Source organism: Pseudomonas sp. Irchel s3a12, assembly GCF_900187485.1.
Taxonomy (GTDB): Bacteria; Pseudomonadota; Gammaproteobacteria; order Pseudomonadales; family Pseudomonadaceae; genus Aquipseudomonas; species Aquipseudomonas neuropathica.
In genome coordinates this window covers 140598-161483 of the sequence record NZ_FYDN01000007.1, presented here as the reverse complement: position 1 = coordinate 161483, position 20886 = coordinate 140598, and the positions used below count along the sequence as shown (strand labels likewise).

Genomic DNA, 20886 nt, shown 5'->3' with positions numbered 1-20886 from the left:
AACGTCCTTTTTAAGCGGCGGGTTGCAGGCCGAACATCGCCAGTTGTTGAGTGCTGCCCTTGTGTTGAATCAGGCGCGGATCATCCAGTGGGAAATCTCGGCCCAACTCGCTTTCGAGAATAGCCTGCAACTTGTGATTATCGACCTGGCCGTCCGGGCCGATGGCTTGCTTGAGTTTGGCCGGATCGATCTGCGCAGTGTGGCCCGGTTCGAAATAGATCGCACCGGTGGCGAAGTCGACGGCAAACGCGATCAGCCCGGGAATGACGTAGAACAGCAGGCCCACGGCGTCGAGCACGGCAATCGCCGGGTCGATCTTGCCGTCGATCTGCCCGCGCCGGTCCGGGTAGAAAATCGAACCGCACGCGGTAATTTGCGTGAGCAGGGTAGCGACCAGTACACCGCCGATCAGGCGAAAAGGTAAGCGCATGGGGAAATCTCCTGATTCATCTAAGAACGAAGCGTAGTCGTGTGAAGTTAAGACCCTGACGAACGCCTAGCAGTTCGCCGTTATACTCGCGCCTCTGTTTTGGAGCCAGCATGATTTCTTTGCCAATCGATGACGTTTTACCCGCCCTGCGTGAAGCCCTCGCGACACGCCACGAAGCCGTGCTCGAAGCACCGCCGGGCGCCGGTAAAACCACCCGCGTGCCCTTGGCCCTGCTCAATGAAGCGTGGCTGGCAGGGCAAACCATTCTGATGCTTGAACCACGGCGTCTCGCTGCGCGTGCAGCAGCGGAGCGTTTGGCCAGCGAGTTGGGCGAGAAGGTCGGGGAAACCGTCGGATATCGCATCCGTCTCGACAGCAAAGTCGGCCCCAATACGCGTATCGAAGTGGTCACCGAAGGCATTCTCACCCGCCGTTTGCAGGATGATCCGGCGCTGGAAGGCGTGGGCCTGCTGATCTTTGACGAGTTTCACGAACGCAGCCTCGACGCCGATCTGGCGCTGGCCTTAAGTCTGAACGGTCGCGAGCTGTTCCGGGCTGAACAGCCGCTGAAGATTTTGCTGATGTCGGCCACGCTGGAAGGCGAGCGTCTGGCCGGGTTGCTGGATGACGCGCCGATACTGCGCAGCGAAGGCCGCATGTACCCGGTGACGATGCGCTGGGGCCGGCCGTATCAGCCCGGCGAATACATCGATCAACGCGTTACGCAAACCGTGCTCGAAGCACTGCACGATGAAACCGGCAGCCTGTTGGTATTCCTGCCGGGACAGGCGGAAATCCGTCGCGTCCATCAACAACTGGCCGACGCGATCGGTGAGCGCAGCGATGTTTTGCTGTGCCCATTGCACGGCGAACTGGACCTCAACGCCCAGCGTGCCGCCATCGACCCGGCGCCGACCGGCCAGCGCAAAGTGGTGCTGGCGACCAACATTGCCGAGACCAGTTTGACCATCGACGGCGTGCGCGTGGTGATTGATGCCGGGCTGGCGCGGGTGCCGCGTTTCGATCCCGGCAGCGGCATGACCCGCCTCGATACCCAGCGCATTTCCAAGGCCAGTGCTACGCAGCGCGCCGGCCGGGCGGGGCGTCTGGAACCGGGCGTGTGTTATCGCTTGTGGTCGCAGGATCAACACGAGCAAATGGCCGCGTATGGCAGTGCGGAAATTCTTTCGGCGGATCTCGCCGGTCTTGCGTTGCAACTGGGGCGCTGGGGTGTGACGCCGGGCGAACTGGTCTGGCTGGATGTTCCGCCGGCGGCCGCTTATGCCCAGGCGCAGGAGTTGTTGCAGCGGCTCGGCGCGCTGGAAGGTGAGGCGCTGACTTCTCACGGTCAGGCCATGGCTGAGTTGCCGGCGCATCCGCGCATCGGGCATTTGCTCCTGCGCGGTCAGGCGCTGGGGCTGGCGAACATGGCCTGCGATGTCGCCGCGCTGCTGGGCGAGCGCGATATCTTGCGCGGTGCCGGGGCAGATTTGCACAGTCGCTTGGTTCTGCTATCCGGCGAAGAACGCGCCGCTCGCGGTGCGCACGGTGGTGTGCAGCGCGCCCGGCAACTGGTGCGGCAATATCGCGGTTATCTGCGCGGCAAGGCGAGCGAGCCGGTCAGCGATCCCGATCATCCGCGCTGGCTCGGTGCCTTGCTGGCGCTGGCCTACCCGGATCGCGTCGCGCAACAGCGGCGTGCCGGTGGCGCCGAATATCGTCTGGCCAACGGTCGCGCGGCGCTGTTCGCCGAAGCCGATAGCCTGATGAAAGAGCCGTGGATCGTCATTGCCGACCTCGGCAGCCGTCAGGGCCAGCGCGAGGAGCGGATTTATCTGGCGGCGGATTTCGATCCGGCGCTGTTCGATTCGGTGCTCGCCGAACAGGTGCGCAACGTTGATCAACTCGACTGGGACGAACGCGAAGGCGTATTGCGCGCCGAGCGCCAGCGCAAGGTCGGCGAGCTGATTCTCAGCCGTGAGCCGTTGACCGGTCTTGATGAAAATGCGCGCAGTCAGGCGCTGGTCAATCTGGTGCGACGCAAAGGTCTGGAACTGCTGCCGTGGACGCCGGAACTGCGCCAGTGGCAGGCACGTGTGGCGTTGTTGCGGCAGTTGGAATTGCACAATCAGGACGACAGTCAGTGGCCGGATGTCAGTGATGCGACGTTGCTCGATACCCTTGAAGACTGGCTGATGCCGTATCTGGGCAAGGTCTCGCGGCTCAGCCATTTTGCTAATCTGGATCTGTCGAGCATTGTGCGTAACTTGCTGCCGTGGCCGCTACCGCAGAAGCTTGATGAGCTGGCGCCACATCATCTGAGTGTGCCGTCGGGGTCGTCGATTCGTCTGGACTACAGCGAGTTTCCGCCGATTCTCGCGGTGCGTTTGCAGGAGTTGTTCGGACTGGCGGATACGCCGCGGATTGCCGGCGGGCGGCAGGTGGTCAAGTTGCATCTTTTGTCACCAGCAAGGCGACCGGTGCAGGTGACGCAGGATCTGGCCAACTTCTGGCGCAGCACCTATGCCGAGGTGAAGAAGGATTTGAAGGGCCGCTACCCGAAGCATTATTGGCCGGATGATCCGCTGGTGGCCGAGGCGACTGCACGTGCCAAACCGCGCGGCACCTGAAGAGTAAAAAATCGCAGCCCGCGCAGCTCCCACAGGGTTTCGTGGAGGGGCTGCCTGCGATGTCATTTCATGAACGCGAAAAGACCGTTTTGACCCACCCCTGCAAGGTGTACTTCTGGTAAATGTGCTCAGGCACATCGATATACGGATCAGTAATGAACCGTTCCGGAATCACCGGGTTGGCCTCATCGATCACCAGAATGTTCGCCGGGTTGTAAAAGTCATAGTCGACCACGCTCTTGTTGGTGGTGATGACTTTTTTCCGTGAGGCCATGGCTTCGAAGAAACGGAAGCTCAAACCGGCCTGACCGGGTTTGGCAATGTCCAGAATAATCCGTGAGCGCTTGACCAACTCACCCACGGATTCCAGCGACATTCTCTGTTCGAAAAAAGTGATGCCCGGATGCGCGCCCGGGATCGGTTTGCTCTGAACCAGAAACTTGTAATCGGTCACCCCGAGGCAATCGAACGCCCGCGCGAGACCGGTAAGTGCCGGCACCCGATCCTTACCCGCCATCACCACAAACGCCGAGTATTCACCGGGCTCGCCGTCGGCGACGTAGTCGTCGTAAATGAAGTTGTGGAGTTTCTTCAGGCCGTAGCTTTCGGCATTCTGCGGATCGAAGGAAAACACCTCGTTATAACCGGCCAGTTCTTCGCGGGTCATCGGCCAGCGACTGAAACTGTCGTAGAGGTAGGCGATCTTGTGGTCCGAGACGTTGAGTCCGGCGGCCAACTGTTTCGTATCGATCTGGGCCGGGTTGATGATGAGCGCGACATCAAATCTCCCGCACGCAGCGATGGCTTTATTGAACTGGCGTAACTGCGCCCAGCGTTTCAGCGGGCGGCGCAAGATCTTCGGCGCTTGATCAAAGCTGTTCTGCATCGATGACGTATCGATGAAACACACGTCATTGTCGATCATCAGGTAGTCCGCCAGTTTGCGCGCGTAACCACCAATGTCCTTGCACACCAATAAGATTTTCATGGGATTCCATATCGTCAATTCGGGCGACGGGGCGATGATCCTCGGCCCTGCCTATGGCGCCGCCGGCAGCAGGAAGCGCGCAATCACCGGCAGGTGATCGGAGATGCGCAACGTGTCGTCCTGGCGCACCCTTGCTTCGACCCGCTTGATCTTCGGGCTGTAAAACAGATAGTCGACCGTGCGATCCGGGCCATTCAGGCCGGGATCGTTGGGGTAGTGGGTCAGCCAGCGCGCACGGTCGATGCCGCTGGCTTCGTTGTTGGTCGGGATCATCGGGTACTTGTCCCACAGCAGATGCAATTCGCTGTCGGCGGAGTAGGGCGTGCGCTGTTCGGCAGGCAGGCGGCGGTACTGGCCCAGCGGCAAGAGATTGAAATCGCCGCCGATCAGCCACGGCAGGCCTTGGCTCTCATACTTGTCGAGCACTTTGGCTACGGCGGTCAATTGTGCTTGCGCGGTGTCACCCGGTTGGCTGGAGCGTTCAAGGTGGGTGTTGAATACGGTCAGTTGCCCGCCGTCACTCAGGGGCAGTTTGGTCGCGAGCAGGGCGTCTTTCGGCTGGAACTGGCGGTTGATGAAGTTGGCGGCAGCGACCGGCAATTGCAGGCGTTCGGCGTGTTCGATGCGGTAGCGACTCAGGGTCGCCAGTTGCCGGCCGACGCTGCCGTAAATGTGCGGGTCGGGAACGAATTCGGCCTTCCAGTCGAACGCACTGGCACTGCACGGATACAGGTCGGCGACCCGTTCCTGCAACAGCTTGAGCTGGTTCTGATAGTCGCTGGCCTTGGCGCCGTCATCGAGCTCCTGCAACAGCACCAGATCGGGCTGCTCGTCGCGGATCACCCGCGCCACTTCGTCGAGGCTGAAGGCCATGTCTTCCAGCGTCGGCGCTTCATCATCGCCCTGAGCCAGATCATTCCAGAACACGTAGCGTTTGCCGGCCAGGTATTGCACGTTCCAGGTCATGACTTTCAGCGCCTGCCCGGGCACCAGCGTCGGCGTTGTGGCGGTGCAACTGACCGGCACGGTTTCGCGGGCGTCGGGGCGCCAGGTCAGGCTGAACAGCAGCCCGCCGATCAGGGCGATGGCGAGCACGACAAACAACAGGGTGTAGCGCAGTAGACGGGTCATGGCTCGGCTTATAGCGTTACAGAAAGTGGCCCCGAGCATACCTGACGGTCGTCTCGAAGCCCAAGCGCAGTGCTGTCAGATGGCTCTGTCACGTTTGTCAGGTAATTCGCTGATCAGCATGAACAGGCGGAACAACACCACACTGGTGAACAGTTGCAGGAAGCTGTGAGCGCTGTCGATCAGAATGGCGATCACAGGATTCTGCGGCTCGGGGTACACCGCCAGTGTCGCGCCTTTGAGCAACCACAGCGGCGTCATCACGCAGAGAATGCACAGCAGGATCCGCCAGAAATGCCCGCGGGTCAGGCGCAGGCTTTCCTTCATCGCCTGCAATGGTCCCATACCGCGCAGTACCAGCAGGTATTCGCCGAACGCGAGCATCACCATCAGCATCAGGCCCGGCAGGAAGTACAGCGACAGGCCCAGCAGAATCAGCAAGGTATTGAGCGCCGTGAGCAACGCGAAACGCGGCCACAGAGTGGCGGCCATCGCCAGCAGATCGCGGTTGCGCGGCGCCTCGCCACGGCTGCGCGCATCGAGAAAGAGGATCAGTGCGGCGGTGTACAGCGGATACACCAACAGACCAACGATGATGCTGATCGCCGAGATGTTATCCGGCCCGCTGGCGTGATCGACCACTTGTTGCAGGAATGCTTCGAAAATCACCAGCGGCAGGCACAACCGCACGATGCTGCCCAAATGGCGTTTGAAAAAATACAGAGAGTCGCGCAGCACTTCGAGGGCATTCATCAGTCGGTATCGCAGGTCGAAAACAGTGGCTCACTTTAACCGATGATGGCTGGCGCGACACAAACGTAAACATTCGGTAAAGGTCATTGAAACGTTTTGTCACCGTCTCCATTACAGGAGAGCACCTCGGCCAACGTGGACGAGGGCAATGTTATCCCCGGCAATCTACGAGGTCGCCATGAACAGCGAAGAGCAAACCCTGATCGATGGACTGTTTTCGCGGCTGCAACAGGCCGAAACGGAGGCAGCCCCGCGCGACGCCCAGGCTGAAACGCGGATCAAGGAACACCTGACCCGCCAGCCGGCGGCAGGTTATTTCATGACCCAGGCGATTCTGGTGCAAGAGGCTGCGCTCAAGAGCCTCGACGAGCAGAACAAACAACTGACTCAGCAAGTCCAGCGTTTGCAGGCGGAGTTGCAGTCGGCCAAGGCGCAGAGTGCCGCACCGGCGCCGAGCGGCGGCGGTGGTTTCCTGTCGAGCATTTTTGGTGGCAGCCCGCGTCCGGCGCCGACTCAGAGTGCCGCGCCGGCCTCGACTGGCGGCTGGCGCGAACCGGCACCGCAGCAGAATTACGGCGCGTCTGCACCCCAACAGAACTTCGGCGCGCCACCGCCTAACTATGCGCAACAAGCCGCTCCGGCAGCCGGCAGCAGCTTCCTCGGCGGCGCCTTGAAAACCGCCGCCGGTGTGGCCGGTGGCGTGATGCTGGCGCAGGGCATCAGCAGCCTGTTCCATCATAACCAGCAGCCGGAAGAAATCGTTGAAGTGATCAAGGAAGAACCGGCGCAGGTTGCCGACCAGAGCAACAACGGTTGGGGCGATGACCAGCGTGTGGCCGATAACGGCTTCTCTGGCAACGACCAGGGCGGCTTCACCGACACCGACTACGGCAACGACAATTCTTCCTTCTTTGATGACGACGATTCCTTCGTCTGATTCACCATTCGTCCGGAGCCCCTGAGGGCTCCGGGCCGATTATTCGCGGAACCCTCCTGATGGCTGGCATACTGAGCGCCTTTTTCGGGCCTGGCGCCTGATCCCGCTTCGTGCGCTTGCGCGCCCACAGGAACTCCGGTGAAAAAAATCGCAGTGTTCGCCGACGTGCAGAACCTCTACTACACCGTGCGTCAGGCTTATGGTTGTCACTTCAACTATGCCGCATTGTGGGCCGACATCAGCAAGGACGGGCAGATCGTCGAGGCCTACGCCTATGCGATCGACCGTGGCGACAGCAAGCAGCAACAGTTCCAGCAGATCCTGCGCAACCTCGGTTTCACCGTGAAGCTCAAACCCTACATCCAGCGCAGCGACGGCTCGGCCAAGGGCGACTGGGACGTGGGCATCACCCTCGACATCATGGACGCCGCCGACCACGTCGACGAAATCGTCCTGGCTTCCGGTGACGGCGATTTCGACATGCTGCTCGAACGCATCATCAGCAAACACGGCGTGCAAGCGGTCGCCTACGGCGTGCCGGGTCTGACCGCCAACTCGCTGATCCGCGCCGCCAGCCGTTATGTGCCGATCGAAGGCGCACTGTTGTTGAAGAATTGAGCTGTTACTGAAGAATTGATTTGTACGGAGTTGAACTCGGTTTGGAACGCATTGCAGTCATCGACTTTGAAACCACTGGCCTGTCGCCGAACAGCAACTGCCGCGCCACGGAAATCGCTGTGGTCATGCTGGAAAACGGCCGCATCGTCGAGCGTTACCAGAGCCTGATGAACGCCGGCGTGCGGGTCCCTGCGTTCATCGAACAACTGACCGGCATCAGCAACGCCATGTTGCGCACCGCGCCCTCGGCCGAGCAGGTGATGAACGAGGTCAATGAGTTTGTCGGTTGCACGCCGCTGGTCGCGCACAACGCCTCGTTCGACCAGAAGTTCTGGGACTTTGAACTGGGGCGGATCAAACGCACGCGATTGCAGAACTTTGCCTGCTCGCTGCTGCTGGCACGGCGCTTGATGCCTGCGGCACCAAATCACAAGCTCGGCACGCTCACCACGTTCGCGCGCCTGCCGCATACCGGCCAGGCTCACCGGGCCATGGCCGATGCCGAGATGGCGGCGAATCTGATGGCGCATCTGGCGGATCAGTTGCGGCACAAGCACGGCGTCAGCGAGCTATCGCACGACCTGCTGTGCAAGTTGCAGAAAGTCCCGGCTGCGAAAGTCAGCGAACACCTCCAACGCTACCGCTGATCCCCACAGACCGATCGTTCCTACGCTCTGCGTGGGAATGCCTCAACGGACGCTCTGCGTTCGGCTTTAAACGGGACGCGGAGCGTCCCGGGCTGCATTACCACGCAGAGCGTGGGAACGATCATTCGGGGGAGCCGAACTATTTGCCGTTGCTTTCGATGTGACCGAGCGGCACGCGCTTTTCAATCGCGCTCGACAACACAATCGAGGTCTTGCTGAAGCCAAACTTCGCCACCCGATTGATCAACTCCTCCAGCTCCGTCATCGACCCCACCGCAGCCTTCATCATCACGCACGGATCGCCCGTGACTCGAAAGCATTCGGTCAGTTGCGGGATCTTCACCAGTTCGTCGTAGACCTTCTGGCTGCCGTTCTGGTGCAGACGTAATTCGATCATGCATTGGATCGGCAGGCCGATTTTCGACAGGTCGATTTTCGCCTCATACCCGGTGATCACCCCGGATGCCTCAAGTTTAGCAACGCGCTCGGCCACCGCCGGGGCGGAGAGGTTAACTTTGCGTGCCAGATCGGCGTAGGACGCACGGCCATTTTCCAGCAGGGCGCTGAGCAGCATGCGGTCGTATTTGTCCAAGGCCGGACTCCTGAAAATGCCAGACTTTCGAAATCGTGGTTTATTCCACCGATCTCCGTGATTTCCAAAGTGTACCGGCGCTATAAACAGGTTTTGTAACTTATTTTTGCTCGTCAGCCTTTCTAGAATAATCCATCCCCTGACTCAGACTTTCGAGCTGCCCATGTCTGCCTTGCGCCGTTTTTCCTTGCCGCTGATCGCCGCGTTTTTTGCGTTGTATGTGATTTGGGGATCGACCTATCTGGTGATCCGCATCGGCGTCGAATACTGGCCGCCGCTGATGCTCGGCGGGGTGCGCTTCGTGATCGCCGGCAGCCTGATGTACGCCTTCCTGCGCTGGCGCGGGGCTCCGGCGCCGACCTGGGCGCAGTGGAAAGCGGCGGGGATCATCGGGATTTTGCTGCTCAGTTTCGGTAACGGAGCGGTGAGCGTGGCCGAGCACACGGGCGTGGCTTCGGGTGTGGCGGCATTGGCGGTGGCGACGGTGCCGTTGTTTACTTTGCTCTGTGGATATTTCTGGGGCGCGCGTAACACTCGGCTGGAATGGGCCGGGGTGGCGTTGGGGATTGTTGGTATTGCCATGCTCAACATGGGCTCCAACCTGCAATCGAGTCCGCTGGGCGCAGCATTGCTGATTTTCGCGGCGGCAACCTGGGCGTTCGGTTCGGTGTGGAGCAGACATTTGCCGTTGCCACAGGGCGCGATGGCCAGCGCGGTGGAAATGCTCGTTGGCGGTGTGGTGCTGCTGATCGGCAGCGTTGTCAGCGGCGAGCACCTGCAAGCCGTGCCGCCGGTTGAAGGCTGGCTGGCGCTGGCGTACCTGATCTTCTTCGGCTCGATCATCGCCTTCAATTCCTACATGTACCTGCTCAAGCACGTACGTCCGGCGGCGGCGACCAGTTATGCCTACGTCAACCCGGCGGTCGCGGTGTTGCTGGGGATTGTGTTTGTCGGCGAGACCATCGGCATCGAAGAAGCGCTGGCGATGCTGGTGATCATCAGCGCGGTGGTGTTGATCGGCTTGCCGCAGTGGCGTCGGCCGGCACAGCCGCCAGTCGTGGCGCCGACAGCCGTTCCCACAGAAACGCGTACGAATTAGGGTAAACTGCGCGGCATTGCATGCCTGCGTTATTTTTTCCTACGGTACTCCCATGACTTTCGCCACCCTTGGCCTGATCGAACCCTTGCTGCGCTCCCTCGAGACGCTCGGCTACCAGACCCCGACGCCGGTTCAGGCGCAAGCCATTCCGGCCGTGCTGGCCGGTCGTGACTTGATGGCAGCCGCTCAGACCGGCACTGGCAAAACCGCCGGTTTCGCCTTGCCACTGCTGCAGTTGTTGGCCATGGAAGGGCCGAAAGTCGCTGCCAACTCGGCGCGTGCACTGATTCTGGTGCCGACCCGTGAGCTGGCCGAGCAGGTTCATGAGTCTGTGCGTCAGTACGCCGAAAACCTGCCGCTGCGTACTTATGCGGTTTACGGCGGCGTCAGCATCAATCCGCAGATGATGAAGCTGCGTGGCGGCGTCGATGTGCTGGTCGCCACGCCCGGTCGCCTGATCGACCTGTTCCGCCAGAACGCGCTGAAACTCGATCAGTTGCAGACTCTGGTGCTGGATGAAGCCGATCGTATGCTCGACCTGGGCTTCTCTGAAGAACTGGCGAACATTTACCGCATGCTGCCAAAAAAGCGCCAGACCCTGTTGTTTTCCGCAACCTTCTCCGATGACATTCGCCTGCTCGCCGGGCAGATGCTCAACGATCCGCTGAGTATCGAAGTCAGCCCGCGCAACGTCGCCGCCAACACCGTCAAGCAGTGGATCGTCACGGTGGACAAGAAGCGCAAGGCCGAACTGTTCGTGCACCTGATGCGCAAGAACAAGTGGAAGCAGGTGCTGGTGTTCGCCAAGACCCGTAACGGTGTGGATGCGCTGGTGGAAAAACTCCAGGGCCTGGGCGTGAATGCCGACGGTATCCATGGTGATAAACCTCAGGCGACCCGTCAGCGTGCGCTGGACCGTTTTAAACTCAGTGAAGTGCAGATTCTCGTGGCGACTGACGTTGCGGCGCGGGGCCTGGATATCGAAGATCTGCCGTTGGTGATCAACTTCGATCTGCCGATCGTGGCTGAAGACTACATCCACCGTATCGGCCGCACGGGTCGTGCTGGCGCGACCGGTGAGGCGATCTCGCTGGTATGCGCGGATGAAGTGAACATGTTGTCGGCGATTGAAATGCTGACGCGCCAGACCTTGAAACGTCAGAACGAGCCGGATTTCGAACCGGAGCACCGCGTGCCGGACACCGATGCCAGCGGTCAGGTGATCAAGAAACCGAAAAAACCGAAGAAGCCGAAGGCTTCCGGTGGTGGCGGCAAGCGTAATCTGGGCAAATGGGTCGACAGCGGCGAGACGCAGGCGCCGGAGCCTTCGGTCAAGCCTGTGCGTAAAGTGCCGGTTTTCAATACCGGGCCGCGCAAGCGCAAAACTTAAAGTCAAAAGCCCCTCACCCTAGCCCTCTCCCAGGGGTAGAGGGGACTGATTGGGGGATATTCGGGAATTACGCCGACCTGGTCCGACTGTTGTGAATCCACAATCGACAGGGCTTTCGCCAGACACCTCGGTCGGCTGACCAAATCCATAATCGACTCGGTCTTTCAGGTCGACGGATGACGTCAGACACCTCGGTCAGCTCCCTCTCCCTCTGGGAGAGGGCTGGGGTGAGGGTTCAGGCAGACGCCTCGGACTTGAGCCATTGCACAATACCCAAGCCCGCCGCCCGACCACTGGCAAAACACCCCGTCAGCAAATAGCCGCCCGTCGGCGCTTCCCAATCAAGCATCTCCCCCGCGCAGAACACCCCCGGCAACGCCTTGAGCATCAAGCGCTCGTCCATCGCCTCGAACGTCACGCCCCCGGCACTGCTGATCGCCTCGTCCAATGGCCGCGTTTTGACCAGAGTCAGCGGCAACGCTTTGATTGCCCGCGCCAGCAGCGCCGGATCAGCAAACGTCGCCGCATCAGTCAACTCACGCAACAACGCCGCTTTCACCCCATCAATCCCGACCTGACTGTGCAGATGCTTGGCCATCGACCGCGAACCGCGTGGCTTGCTCAAAGCTGCCTGCAATTTATCCACAGGTCGGCCGGGCAACAAATCGATGTGAACAACCGCCGCGCCATATTGGTTGATTGCCTCACGAATCGGCGCCGACAGCGCATAAATCAGACTGCCCTCAATCCCGGTCGCGGTGATCACGCATTCGCCCAAACGCGGAATATCGTCATTCAAACCGATGGCGATATTTTTCAGCGGTGCGCCGGCGAATTTGCTCACCATCAAATCGCTCCAGGCCTGCACTTCGAAGCCGCAATTGCTCGGTTGCAACGGCGCCAGTCCTACACCGCGCTGCTCCAGAGCCAGCATCCACGCACCGTCGGAACCGAGGCGCGACCAACTGCCGCCGCCGAGGGCAAGCAGCGTGGCATCGGGTTTGACGGTGATTTCACCTTCCGGGCTGTCGATGCGCAGCGCGCCATGTGCATCCCAACCGAGCCAGCGATGGCGTGTGTGGATAACGACGCCGCTGTCGCGCAGGCGTTTGAGCCAGGCGCGCAGTAGCGGGGCCGCTTTCATATCAGTGGGGAACACCCGGCCGGAGCTGCCGACAAAGGTTTCGATGCCCAGATCATGAATCCATTTACACAGCGCATCGGCATCGAAACCGCGCAGCAGCGGGGCGATTTGCGGCGCGCGCTCGGCGTACCGAGAAAGGAATGCCGGGTAGGCTTCGGAGTGGGTGATGTTCATGCCGCCGACGCCGGCGAGCAGGAACTTGCGGCCCACCGAGGGCATTCCGTCGTAGAGATCGACGCGGATTCCGGCCTGGCTCAGCACTTCGGCGGCCATCAGGCCGGCGGGGCCACCGCCGATGATGGCGACGTGAGCGGGGGAGGAGGCGGAATTCTGGGTCATGGCATGCGCTGCGGTATGGCGGGATAAGGCGCGCATTCTAACAGCCGAGATCTTTTGTAGGAGTGAGCCTGCTCGCGATAGCGGTGTATTAGCCAAGTTAATGTTGAAGGTGCTGACGCTATCGCGAGCAGGCTCACTCCTACAAGGGGTTCGGGTGGGCTTGAAATGTTGGTTGAAAAATGATCAGTGCGCTGCAGGCCATAACCGGTATGGCCTGTAGTCCCTTTCACTCAGGTTATCCACAGGCAGTTCCACAGCCATTGTGGGTAACGCAGCACAACTCAATGACAACCGTGTGACTGCCAGACCCGTTGCGCGCTGTGATGGAGGATGCCGTGGCGGCGGGCGAGGGCGTGGCGATCCTTGCTGTAGCCGCCGCCAATTACGCCCATCACCGGAATGTCGCGGCCCAGGCAATGGCGCATCACGCTTTCGTCGCGGGCGGCGACGCCTTCGTCGGTCAGTTGCAGATAACCGAGGGCATCGTCCTTGTGTACATCGACGCCGGCGTCATACAGCACCAGGTCCGGTTGATACAGCGGCAGCAGATAATTGAGTGTGTCGTCGACCACTTTCAAATAATCAGCGTCGCCCATGCCCTTGGGCAGCGGGATGTCCCAGTCACTTTCCGCCTTGCGTGCAGGAAAATTCTTCTCGCAGTGCAGGGAAACCGTAATCGCCTCCGGCGTGTCATGCAGAATCCGCGCGGTGCCGTCACCCTGATGCACATCGCAATCGAAGATCAGCACGCGATTGACCCGGCCGCTTTGCAGCAGGTAATGGCTGATGGTCGCCAGGTCATTGAAGATGCAGAAGCCCGCCGGATAGTCGTAGTGCGCATGGTGGGTGCCGCCGGCCAAGTGGCAGGCCAAGCCATGTTCCAAGGCTTTTTCCGCCGCCAGAATCGAACCGCCGACCGCCCGTACCGTGCGCCGCGCCAAGGCTTCGTTCCACGGCAGACCCAGACGCCGTTGGTCTTCGCGGGACAACTCGCCGCTCATATAGCGTTCGATATACGCACGGTCATGGGCGAGGGCGAGGATGTCGTTGGGGCAGATCTCGGGCCGCAGCAGGTCGGCGTCGCGGGTCAGACCGCTGTCGACCAGGTGATCGCGCAGCAGACGAAACTTGTCCATCGGGAAGCGGTGATCCGCCGGAAACTCGGGGCTGTAGTCTTCGTGGTAGATCAGCGGCAGTGGCATGGCGGTTTCATGTAGGAACGTAGGAAAGAGTGAAGGATCCTACCAGCGATGTAGACTTGCGGCATGGAAATGGAGGGGCATGATGGAGCCGATACTGGAACTTGAAAGCGCGCGCTTGCTGATGCGTCAGTGGCAGGACGAGGATTTGCCGGCATTTGCCGCGATGTGCGCCGATCCTCAAGTGATGCGCTACTTCCCGACACCGTTGAGCCGACTGGAAAGTGCGTCGATGATCGGCCGCGTGCGCGGGCATTTCGCCGAGCACGGTTTTGGCCTGTGGGCGCTGGAGCGCAAGGACAGCGGCGAATTTATCGGTTTCACCGGACTCGGCGTGGTCGGCTTTGATGCGCCGTTCACTCCAGCAGTGGAAATCGGCTGGCGCCTGGCCAAGGAACATTGGGGCCTGGGTTACGCCAGCGAAGCAGCGTGGACCGCTCTGCGTTGCGGCTTTGATCGGTTGGCCTTGAAGGAAATCGTTTCCTTCACCGCGCAATCCAATTTGCCCTCAGAGAAAGTCATGCAGGCGATCGGCATGCATCACGCCCCGGAAGATGATTTTGATCACCCCAAGCTTGCCGTCGATCATCCGCTAAGACGGCATGTGCTGTACCGCATTACTCGGGAACAATGGCTGCAAACCTTGCATGGATAAGCCGACACGGACGTTTACAATGGCCGCCATATCATTGGCCCGCGCCAGAATCTGAATCGGCCGCCGCAGCCAAGACTGCGCGGCATAGTGCTTTGTGTGAGGAGAGTCTGAATGAGCCAAGTGTTGGAAGATCTGGTCGACTTGCTGACCCTGGAACCGATCGAAGAAAACCTGTTCCGTGGCCGTAGCCAGGATCTGGGTTTCCGTCAGTTGTTCGGTGGCCAGGTGCTCGGCCAGTCGCTGTCGGCGGCCAGTCAGACCGTTGAAGAGGCGCGCCATGTGCATTCGATGCACGGCTATTTCCTGCGTCCGGGCGATGCCAAGTTGCCGGTGGTCTATTCGGTTGATCGCGTGCGCGATGGTGGCAGTTTCAGCACTCGCCGCGTCACGGCGATCCAGAAGGGCCATCCGATCTTCACCTGCAGCGCTTCGTTTCAATACGACGAGGCAGGCTTCGAGCACCAGAGCGAGATGCCGGTGGTGGTCGGCCCGGAAAACCTGCCGTCGGAGCTGGAGTTGACCCAGCAACGCGCGCACCTGATCCCGGAACACATGCGTGAAAAACTGCTGTGCCCGAAACCGATCGAAGTACGCCCGGTCACCGAAAAGGACCCATACAACCCGCAGCCGGCCGATCCGATCAAATACGTGTGGTTCCGCGCCGACGGCGCATTGGCCGACATCCCGGCGCTGCACAAATACTTGTTGGCCTACGCCTCGGACTTCGGTTTGTTGACCACCTCAATGCTGCCCCACGGCAAATCGGTGTGGCAGAAAGACATGCAGGTCGCCAGCCTTGATCACGCGCTGTGGTTCCACAACGATCTGCGCGCCGATGACTGGTTGCTCTACGCGATGGACAGTCCGTGGGCCGGCAATTCCCGTGGATTCTCCCGTGGCAGCGTGTACAACCGCGCGGGGCAACTGGTCGCTTCGGTGACGCAGGAAGGCCTGATCCGCCATCGCAAGGACTGGGCATGAGTCTGAAAGAGGTCAAGCACTGGGTGTTCGATATGGACGGCACGCTGACCGTCGCCGTGCATGATTTTGCGGCGATTCGCGTGGCGCTGGCGATTCCGCCGGAGGACGACATCCTCACTCATCTTGCGGCATTGCCGGCGGATGAGGCGGCGGCGAAACATGCCTGGTTGCTGGAGCACGAGCGCGATCTGGCGCTTGGTTCGACCCCGGCGACCGGAGCGGTGGAGCTGGTGCGCGATCTGCATGCGCGCGGTTATCGCCTCGGCATTCTGACCCGCAATGCGCGGGAGCTGGCGCATGTGACGCTGGAAGCGATTGGTTTGGCTGACTGTTTTGCGGTGGAAGATGTGTTGGGCCGTGATGAAGCACCGCCGAAGCCGCATCCGGGTGGGTTGCTGAAGCTGGCAGACGCTTGGGAAGTACCGGCCAGTGAGATGGTGATGGTCGGTGATTACCGCTTTGATCTGGATTGCGGGCGAGCGGCGGGCGCGCGCACGGTGTTGGTGAATTTGCCGGAAAACCCGTGGCCGGAGCTGACCGATTGGCATGCGAAGGATTGTGTCGAGTTGCGGCGGATGCTTTTGGCCTGAAATCTTTGCTGCCTGAGCTGGCCTCTTCGCGAGCAGGCTCACTCCTACAATTGGAATGCGTTCCCCTGTAGGAGTGAGCCTGCTCGCGATGGCGTCAGATCAATCAGCACAAAACTTATTCGAACAACGCCTTCTGCCCCTCCGGCGAGGTCAACATCCCATCGCCGTTATGCCCAACCCCGGGCACTTCAACTAGCCGCTGATTCACCCCTTCCGGATGCCGACGCAGCAAATAGCCGAAGTACAATTTCCCACGCTCCAAGCGATACGCACCTTGCGCCTCGGCTTCACAGCGCTTGTCCAGCGCCGGATGCTTGGGATCGACGTCCTGCTGTCCAAGCAGATAAATCACCTCGCGCTTGATGTAACTGCTCTCAAGCTGCAACGGCGTTTGCCCACCGGCGTACACCGGCATGTCTGACAGACCGTACTTCCAGCGATTGAAACCCGCGCATTTGGCGTGATCGAACGCCACCGGCCGTTGTTCATTGAAGTAGGCATACGATGACGGGTTGGCGACCACGTAGCGCAAGCGAATGCCGTTGGCCTTCAGCGCAGGCTGATCCTTGGCCAGCAGGGCATAGCGCTGCACCACTTGGCCACCGCCAGAATGACCGAAGATCACGATCTGCTTCACGTCGGGAAACTGTTTGCGGTCGCTGATCCGTCCGACGATCTCATCAAGTGCGGCGTAGGAACTCAACGGGTTCGGCCCTGTGGATAAGCCGCCGCCCATCCACTCGTTGCCTTGCCAGCGCAGCAACGTGGCGGGGAGCGAGTACAGCGCGACATCGCTTTCATTGAGGAACTGCGGCGCGATTACCAGCGTGTGGGCACTTTGTCCCGCTAGCTCGGCGGCGCTCTCGGCGCTTTTGCGATAGGTTTCCGAGTTGCGCAACCGGCCATGAATGACGATCAGCACCCGTTCGATCTTCTCCGGCGCAGGACCAATGCCGACTGCCATTTCCCCGGCCTTGAGTTGCAAACGACCGGGGCTGATCGCATCGACACCGGCGGCTTGCGCAGTGCTGCCAACGATCAGTAACGCCAAAAGCCATTTATGCATTTACAGGTTTTTCGCCGCGAAGGTATCGCACTGGCCGACCTGGCCCTGCGCGAATCCGGTTTTGAACCAGCGCACCCTTTGCGCCGACGTACCGTGTGTGAACGAGTCTGGCACCACACGGCCCTGACCCTGTTGTTGCAGGCGATCATCACCGATGGCGTTGGCCGCATTCAAGGCCTCTTCGATATCGCCCGGTTCCAGCCAGTTCAAACGCTTCTGCGCACTGTAGGCCCAGACGCCGGCGAGGCAGTCGGCCTGCAATTCCTGACGCACCAGCAAACCGCCGTCGCCTTCCATCTGGCGACCTTGCTGGCGAGCTGTCTGAATTTTCGCCGAGACGCCGAGAAGCGTCTGCACATGATGTCCGACTTCATGCGCGATCACGTAGGCCTGGGCGAAGTCACCGGCCGCTTTGAAGCGTTGCGACATTTCCTGGAAGAACGCCATGTCCAGGTAGACCTTCTGATCCGCCGGGCAATAGAACGGGCCAGTGGCCGAGGTTGCCAGACCGCAGGCGGAGTTGACCCGGTTGCTGAACAGCACCAGGGTCGGGTCCTTATATTGGCGCCCGGCCTGTTGGAAAATCGCGCCCCAGGTGTCTTCGGTATCGCCAAGGATCGAGCGAACGAATTCGGCCTGTTCATCATTGGCCGGCGGTGCCTGGCGGGTTTGCGAGGTAGGCGCCGATTGCTGCGTGGATTGCCCGGCGAGCTGGCCGAGAATCTGCAGCGGATCCTGCCCGGTGATCCAGCCGATACCGACGATCAGCAGAATTGCCCCCAGGCTCAGGCCTTTACCGCCGCCGAAACGCATGCCGCCGCCACCGCCGGCATCATCACCACGGGCATCGACGACGTTGTCACTGCGTCGGCCTTTTTTCCATAGCATGTGGGAATCCTCTCTGTGTATCGGGTGGTGATGAGTGTTGCTGTAGTGTGAGTGTGGCGCCAGTCCGGTCGTCCGTCTATTGGCCACACGCAAACAGGCCCGGCCTCGTGTTGACGAGGTCGGGCCTGTTATTGACGGTCTGGCACGCGGCAAATTCAATCCCGCGCAGGATTTCTATCGCAGGATTATCAATCAGCGATCAAAAGCATCCCACTCAGGGGCGAAATCCGGGCTGACCTGGCGTTGGTTTTTCGGCAGTGCTGCAATCAATGCGCGGTCTTCATCATCCAGTTCAACTTTCAGCGAGGCGAGGTTGGCCAGTTGATTGGTGCGGCTGCTGGCCTTGGGAATCGCTGCGACGTTGGGTTGATCAAGCAACCATTTCAACGCTACTTGGGTCGGCAACACGCCATGTTTGTTGGCGATCTGTTGAATCTGTGGGATGTCTGAGACCTTGTTGCGCGCCAGCGGGGTGTAGGCCGTTAGTGCCATGTCGTGTTGACGGGCGTAGTCGAGCAGGGCGTTTTGGCCGAGCAGGACGTGGTATTCGACCTGAATCGCTGACAGACCGATGCCGTATTCCTCGACGACTTTGCGCAGCAACGGCAGCGGACAATTCGCCACGCCGATGTTGCGTGCCAGCCCCTGTTTCTTGAACGAAGCCAATGTCTCGAGGGTACGTGGCAGGTCCCAGTCGGTGGTGGGCCAGTGGATCATGAACAAGTCGACGTAGTCGCTGCGCAACGCGGTAAGGCTGCGATCCATGGAATGGCGCATCGCGTCGGGTTGCAGCTGATCCCACCAGACTTTGGTGGTGACGTGAATCTGCTCGCGCGGTGTCGGGGTATTCGCCAGTGCTTGTCCGACGGCGTCCTCGTTGTTGTAGGCCGCTGCCGTGTCGATGTGTCGATAACCCAGTTCCAGTGCTTGCTCCACGGCGCGAGTGCATTCGTCGCCGAGCATCGGCCAGGTGCCGAGGCCGAGTTTCGGCATGTTCAAACCTTGGGCATTAACGATGTGCTGCATGGTCGATCTCCTGTTCGAAAGCAGTCATGCCGGCGATATGCCGGGCGGCGATGTAACCGAAAGTCAGCGCCGGGCCGATGTTGATACCGCCCGCCGGGTAGTGGCCGCCCATGATGCTGGCCATGTCGCCCCCCGCTGCGTAGAGGCCGGTGATGGGCTGTTCGTGGGCGTCCAGCACTTGCGCGTGCGGGTTGACCTTGAGCCCGGCGAAGGTGCCGAAGCAGCCCGGCTGGACTTTCACGGCGTAGAACGGGCCGGTGTCTATTGGGGCAACGCAGGGGTTGGGCAGGTTCGCCGGATCACCCTGTTTGCGGTTGTAGGGTGTTGCGCCGCGACCGAACAACGGGTCTTCGCCGTGGCGGGCATGGCGGTTGTAGTTATCCACAGTCTGGCGCAACCCGCTCGGGTCGATGCCGCAGGCGAGGGCCAATTCTTCAATACTGTTGCCGCTTTTCAGATAGCCGCTGCGGATAAAATCTGACACTGGCAGCGGAAATGGCCGCGATATGCCCAGTCCATAACGCCGTTGAAAGGCGCGCGTGCAGATCAGCCATGAGGCGACTTCTTCACCTTCCGGCGCAGCAGCGACCATGGCGCTGACGTAGTCGTAATAACCGTTGGCTTCGTTGACGAACCGTTGGCCGTTACTCAGTACACCGATGATCCCGGGTTTGCCGCGCTCAATGATGTGTGGGAAATGGCCGATGCTACCGTCGGAATGTGGCACTTGCGATACTGGCGCCCACGCCACGGGCGAAGCTACATCGGCATTGACCCGTGCGCCGACACTTTCGCCCAGGCGCAAACCATCGCCGTTGACGGCCAGCGGCGGCAGCGCCCAATGCTCGTGACCGGTCGGCGTGCGCGGGAACAGGGCTTTGCGTCGCTCGATGTCATTGGCAAAACCACCGGCGGCGAGCAATACGGCTTTGCGTGCATGAATGCGGATCGGGCCTTTGTCTGTTTTGACCACAGCGCCCGAGACGCGCGAGCCTTCACGCAGCAACGCTGTCACGGGTGCCGATTCCCAGAGCAACACGCCGAGGTCTTCGGCGGATTTTGCCAATCGTGCAATCAACGCCACGCCGTTGACCAATTGCATGGCCCGGCCATGGATCGCGAGATCTAGCAAATGTCGGGTAAAGCGCCGGGTGACATGCCATGCGGCTTTCAGTGAACGGGTCAGATTGAGGAACGCCGACAGATCGGCGCCGGCCATTATCGGCATGCCCATGAAGGACGTTTCGCGCATCGTTGTACGAAGGCGCTTGAGCAAGCGTCCGACCTTGCGTCCATCGTAAGGCGCGGCGATGACCGAGCGGCCACCGGTGCCAGCACCCGGCGTGTCACCATGAATGTCGGCAATGGCATTGCCATCGGCAAATTGCAGCGCAGTGTGTTGCTCGAAAAACCCGACCATGCGCGGTCCCGCTTCAAGGAACGCGTCGATCATCGCCGGGTCGAAGTGCTCGCCCAGTTCATGGCGCAAATAGGTGCGCGGTTGTTCGATGTCTTCGATGATCCCGGCCCGACGCGCGAGTGGATTGCACGGCACCCACGCCCAGCCACCGGACCAGGCAGTGGCGCCACCGAATACCGGATCTTTCTCGACAACGATGACTTTCAAACCATGCCACGCGGCAGTCACGGCGGCCGATAAACCGGCGGCACCGGAACCGACGATTAATACGTCGCAGTCGATATCAGGATGTTCGGCAGACATCAAACAACGCTCCGGCAGTAAGTTATTTTGGAATTTTATTCCAGAAAATAACCAGTGTCGTGA

At 60.5% G+C, this 20886-nt stretch carries 20 protein-coding genes; 9 read left to right on the top strand and 11 right to left on the bottom strand.

The genetic code is table 11. The features are described 5' to 3' along the window. Positions 1-10 precede the first annotated feature (10 nt). Positions 11-430 carry a hypothetical protein gene (locus CKW14_RS13820; protein WP_007909665.1) on the bottom strand — a complete coding sequence of 140 codons (420 nt, stop codon included), beginning with the start codon at positions 428-430 and terminating at the stop codon, positions 11-13. Between the two features lie 110 nt (positions 431-540). On the opposite strand from CKW14_RS13820, the gene hrpB reads away from it, so the two are divergent. Continuing rightward, positions 541-3060, top strand: coding sequence for an ATP-dependent helicase HrpB (gene hrpB / locus CKW14_RS13815; protein WP_095125485.1), 2520 nt, complete (start codon positions 541-543; stop codon positions 3058-3060). Between the two features lie 67 nt (positions 3061-3127). On the opposite strand, the gene CKW14_RS13810 is transcribed toward hrpB, so the two are convergent. The 3 genes from CKW14_RS13810 to CKW14_RS13800 all read right to left on the bottom strand — a co-directional run bounded on the left by CKW14_RS13810 (position 3128) and on the right by CKW14_RS13800 (position 5929). Continuing rightward, positions 3128-4048 carry a hypothetical protein gene (locus CKW14_RS13810; protein WP_095125484.1) on the bottom strand — a complete coding sequence of 307 codons (921 nt, stop codon included), beginning with the start codon at positions 4046-4048 and terminating at the stop codon, positions 3128-3130. A 51-nt stretch (positions 4049-4099) separates the two neighbouring features. After that, positions 4100-5179, bottom strand: coding sequence for an endonuclease/exonuclease/phosphatase family protein (locus CKW14_RS13805; RefSeq protein ID WP_095125483.1), 1080 nt, complete (start codon positions 5177-5179; stop codon positions 4100-4102). 75 nt (positions 5180-5254) lie between these two features. Beyond that, positions 5255-5929, bottom strand: coding sequence for a YciC family protein (locus CKW14_RS13800; RefSeq protein WP_095048753.1), 675 nt, complete (start codon positions 5927-5929; stop codon positions 5255-5257). Positions 5930-6107: 178 nt separating this feature from the next. Between CKW14_RS13800 and CKW14_RS13795 the strand changes: the two genes are divergently transcribed. The 3 genes from CKW14_RS13795 to CKW14_RS13785 all read left to right on the top strand — a co-directional run bounded on the left by CKW14_RS13795 (position 6108) and on the right by CKW14_RS13785 (position 8131). Next, complete coding sequence (locus CKW14_RS13795; protein WP_095125530.1) at positions 6108-6866, top strand: DUF2076 domain-containing protein; 759 nt, start codon at positions 6108-6110, stop codon at positions 6864-6866. A 138-nt stretch (positions 6867-7004) separates the two neighbouring features. Then, on the top strand, positions 7005-7484 hold the full coding sequence (locus tag CKW14_RS13790; protein WP_007949802.1) for an NYN domain-containing protein: 480 nt from the start codon (positions 7005-7007) through the stop codon (positions 7482-7484). A gap of 41 nt (positions 7485-7525) precedes the next feature. Further along, complete coding sequence (locus tag CKW14_RS13785) at positions 7526-8131, top strand: PolC-type DNA polymerase III (protein ID WP_095125482.1); 606 nt, start codon at positions 7526-7528, stop codon at positions 8129-8131. A gap of 139 nt (positions 8132-8270) precedes the next feature. On the opposite strand, the gene CKW14_RS13780 is transcribed toward CKW14_RS13785, so the two are convergent. Next, a complete protein-coding gene (locus CKW14_RS13780) occupies positions 8271-8723 on the bottom strand; it encodes an Lrp/AsnC family transcriptional regulator (protein ID WP_038361832.1) in 453 nt (150 codons plus the stop codon). Between the two features lie 163 nt (positions 8724-8886). Between CKW14_RS13780 and yedA the strand changes: the two genes are divergently transcribed. Both yedA and CKW14_RS13770 read left to right on the top strand, forming a co-directional pair. Further along, entirely contained in the window at positions 8887-9822 is a 936-nt protein-coding gene (gene yedA / locus CKW14_RS13775) for a drug/metabolite exporter YedA (RefSeq protein WP_095048751.1), read from the top strand. Positions 9823-9874: 52 nt separating this feature from the next. Further along, positions 9875-11212, top strand: coding sequence for a DEAD/DEAH box helicase (locus tag CKW14_RS13770; RefSeq protein ID WP_095125481.1), 1338 nt, complete (start codon positions 9875-9877; stop codon positions 11210-11212). 235 nt (positions 11213-11447) lie between these two features. Here CKW14_RS13770 and CKW14_RS13765 read toward each other — a convergent pair whose 3' ends face one another. Both CKW14_RS13765 and CKW14_RS13760 read right to left on the bottom strand, forming a co-directional pair. Then, a complete protein-coding gene (locus CKW14_RS13765; protein ID WP_095125480.1) occupies positions 11448-12695 on the bottom strand; it encodes a TIGR03862 family flavoprotein in 1248 nt (415 codons plus the stop codon). A 281-nt stretch (positions 12696-12976) separates the two neighbouring features. Then, the gene (locus CKW14_RS13760; protein ID WP_095125479.1) at positions 12977-13897 is read right to left on the bottom strand and encodes a histone deacetylase; all 921 of its coding nucleotides are present in this window, start codon (positions 13895-13897) and stop codon (positions 12977-12979) included. A gap of 82 nt (positions 13898-13979) precedes the next feature. Here CKW14_RS13760 and CKW14_RS13755 point away from each other — a divergent pair, with 82 nt between their 5' ends. The 3 genes from CKW14_RS13755 to CKW14_RS13745 all read left to right on the top strand — a co-directional run bounded on the left by CKW14_RS13755 (position 13980) and on the right by CKW14_RS13745 (position 16120). Continuing rightward, positions 13980-14549, top strand: a complete 570-nt coding sequence (locus tag CKW14_RS13755; protein WP_095048748.1) for a GNAT family N-acetyltransferase — start codon at positions 13980-13982, stop codon at positions 14547-14549. A gap of 111 nt (positions 14550-14660) precedes the next feature. Further along, positions 14661-15530: an acyl-CoA thioesterase II gene (gene tesB / locus CKW14_RS13750; RefSeq protein WP_095125478.1), complete on the top strand. Its 870-nt coding sequence runs from the start codon at positions 14661-14663 to the stop codon at positions 15528-15530. Then, complete coding sequence (locus CKW14_RS13745) at positions 15527-16120, top strand: HAD family hydrolase (RefSeq protein ID WP_095125477.1); 594 nt, start codon at positions 15527-15529, stop codon at positions 16118-16120. Before tesB ends, CKW14_RS13745 begins: the two co-directional genes overlap by 4 nt. 115 nt (positions 16121-16235) lie before the next feature. Here the strand turns inward: CKW14_RS13745 and CKW14_RS13740 are convergent, their stop codons facing one another. The 4 genes from CKW14_RS13740 to CKW14_RS13725 all read right to left on the bottom strand — a co-directional run bounded on the left by CKW14_RS13740 (position 16236) and on the right by CKW14_RS13725 (position 20823). After that, positions 16236-17186, bottom strand: coding sequence for an alpha/beta fold hydrolase (locus CKW14_RS13740; RefSeq protein ID WP_095048745.1), 951 nt, complete (start codon positions 17184-17186; stop codon positions 16236-16238). Beyond that, complete coding sequence (locus tag CKW14_RS13735; protein WP_095125476.1) at positions 17187-18074, bottom strand: neutral zinc metallopeptidase; 888 nt, start codon at positions 18072-18074, stop codon at positions 17187-17189. It lies immediately after the preceding gene. Positions 18075-18266: 192 nt separating this feature from the next. After that, positions 18267-19100 carry an aldo/keto reductase gene (locus CKW14_RS13730; RefSeq protein WP_095125475.1) on the bottom strand — a complete coding sequence of 278 codons (834 nt, stop codon included), beginning with the start codon at positions 19098-19100 and terminating at the stop codon, positions 18267-18269. Continuing rightward, entirely contained in the window at positions 19084-20823 is a 1740-nt protein-coding gene (locus CKW14_RS13725; protein ID WP_095125474.1) for an FAD-dependent oxidoreductase, read from the bottom strand. Before CKW14_RS13725 ends, CKW14_RS13730 begins: the two co-directional genes overlap by 17 nt. Positions 20824-20886 lie beyond the last annotated feature (63 nt).

Bases quoted from the DNA above. Each gene is read 5' to 3' on its own strand.
- CKW14_RS13725 (WP_095125474.1), bottom strand. From the start codon at position 20,823: ATGTCTGCCGAACATCCTGATATCGACTGCGACGTATTAATCGTCGGT.
- CKW14_RS13755 (WP_095048748.1), top strand. From the start codon at position 13,980: ATGGAGCCGATACTGGAACTTGAAAGCGCGCGCTTGCTGATGCGTCAG.
- CKW14_RS13800 (WP_095048753.1), bottom strand. From the start codon at position 5,929: ATGAATGCCCTCGAAGTGCTGCGCGACTCTCTGTATTTTTTCAAACGC.
- CKW14_RS13770 (WP_095125481.1), top strand. From the start codon at position 9,875: ATGACTTTCGCCACCCTTGGCCTGATCGAACCCTTGCTGCGCTCCCTC.
- CKW14_RS13805 (WP_095125483.1), bottom strand. From the start codon at position 5,179: ATGACCCGTCTACTGCGCTACACCCTGTTGTTTGTCGTGCTCGCCATC.
- CKW14_RS13765 (WP_095125480.1), bottom strand. From the start codon at position 12,695: ATGACCCAGAATTCCGCCTCCTCCCCCGCTCACGTCGCCATCATCGGC.
- CKW14_RS13745 (WP_095125477.1), top strand. From the start codon at position 15,527: ATGAGTCTGAAAGAGGTCAAGCACTGGGTGTTCGATATGGACGGCACG.
- CKW14_RS13810 (WP_095125484.1), bottom strand. From the start codon at position 4,048: ATGAAAATCTTATTGGTGTGCAAGGACATTGGTGGTTACGCGCGCAAA.
- CKW14_RS13735 (WP_095125476.1), bottom strand. From the start codon at position 18,074: ATGCTATGGAAAAAAGGCCGACGCAGTGACAACGTCGTCGATGCCCGT.
- tesB (WP_095125478.1), top strand. From the start codon at position 14,661: ATGAGCCAAGTGTTGGAAGATCTGGTCGACTTGCTGACCCTGGAACCG.
- CKW14_RS13795 (WP_095125530.1), top strand. From the start codon at position 6,108: ATGAACAGCGAAGAGCAAACCCTGATCGATGGACTGTTTTCGCGGCTG.
- CKW14_RS13740 (WP_095048745.1), bottom strand. From the start codon at position 17,186: ATGCATAAATGGCTTTTGGCGTTACTGATCGTTGGCAGCACTGCGCAA.
- CKW14_RS13820 (WP_007909665.1), bottom strand. From the start codon at position 430: ATGCGCTTACCTTTTCGCCTGATCGGCGGTGTACTGGTCGCTACCCTG.
- CKW14_RS13730 (WP_095125475.1), bottom strand. From the start codon at position 19,100: ATGCAGCACATCGTTAATGCCCAAGGTTTGAACATGCCGAAACTCGGC.
- CKW14_RS13760 (WP_095125479.1), bottom strand. From the start codon at position 13,897: ATGCCACTGCCGCTGATCTACCACGAAGACTACAGCCCCGAGTTTCCG.
- hrpB (WP_095125485.1), top strand. From the start codon at position 541: ATGATTTCTTTGCCAATCGATGACGTTTTACCCGCCCTGCGTGAAGCC.
- yedA (WP_095048751.1), top strand. From the start codon at position 8,887: ATGTCTGCCTTGCGCCGTTTTTCCTTGCCGCTGATCGCCGCGTTTTTT.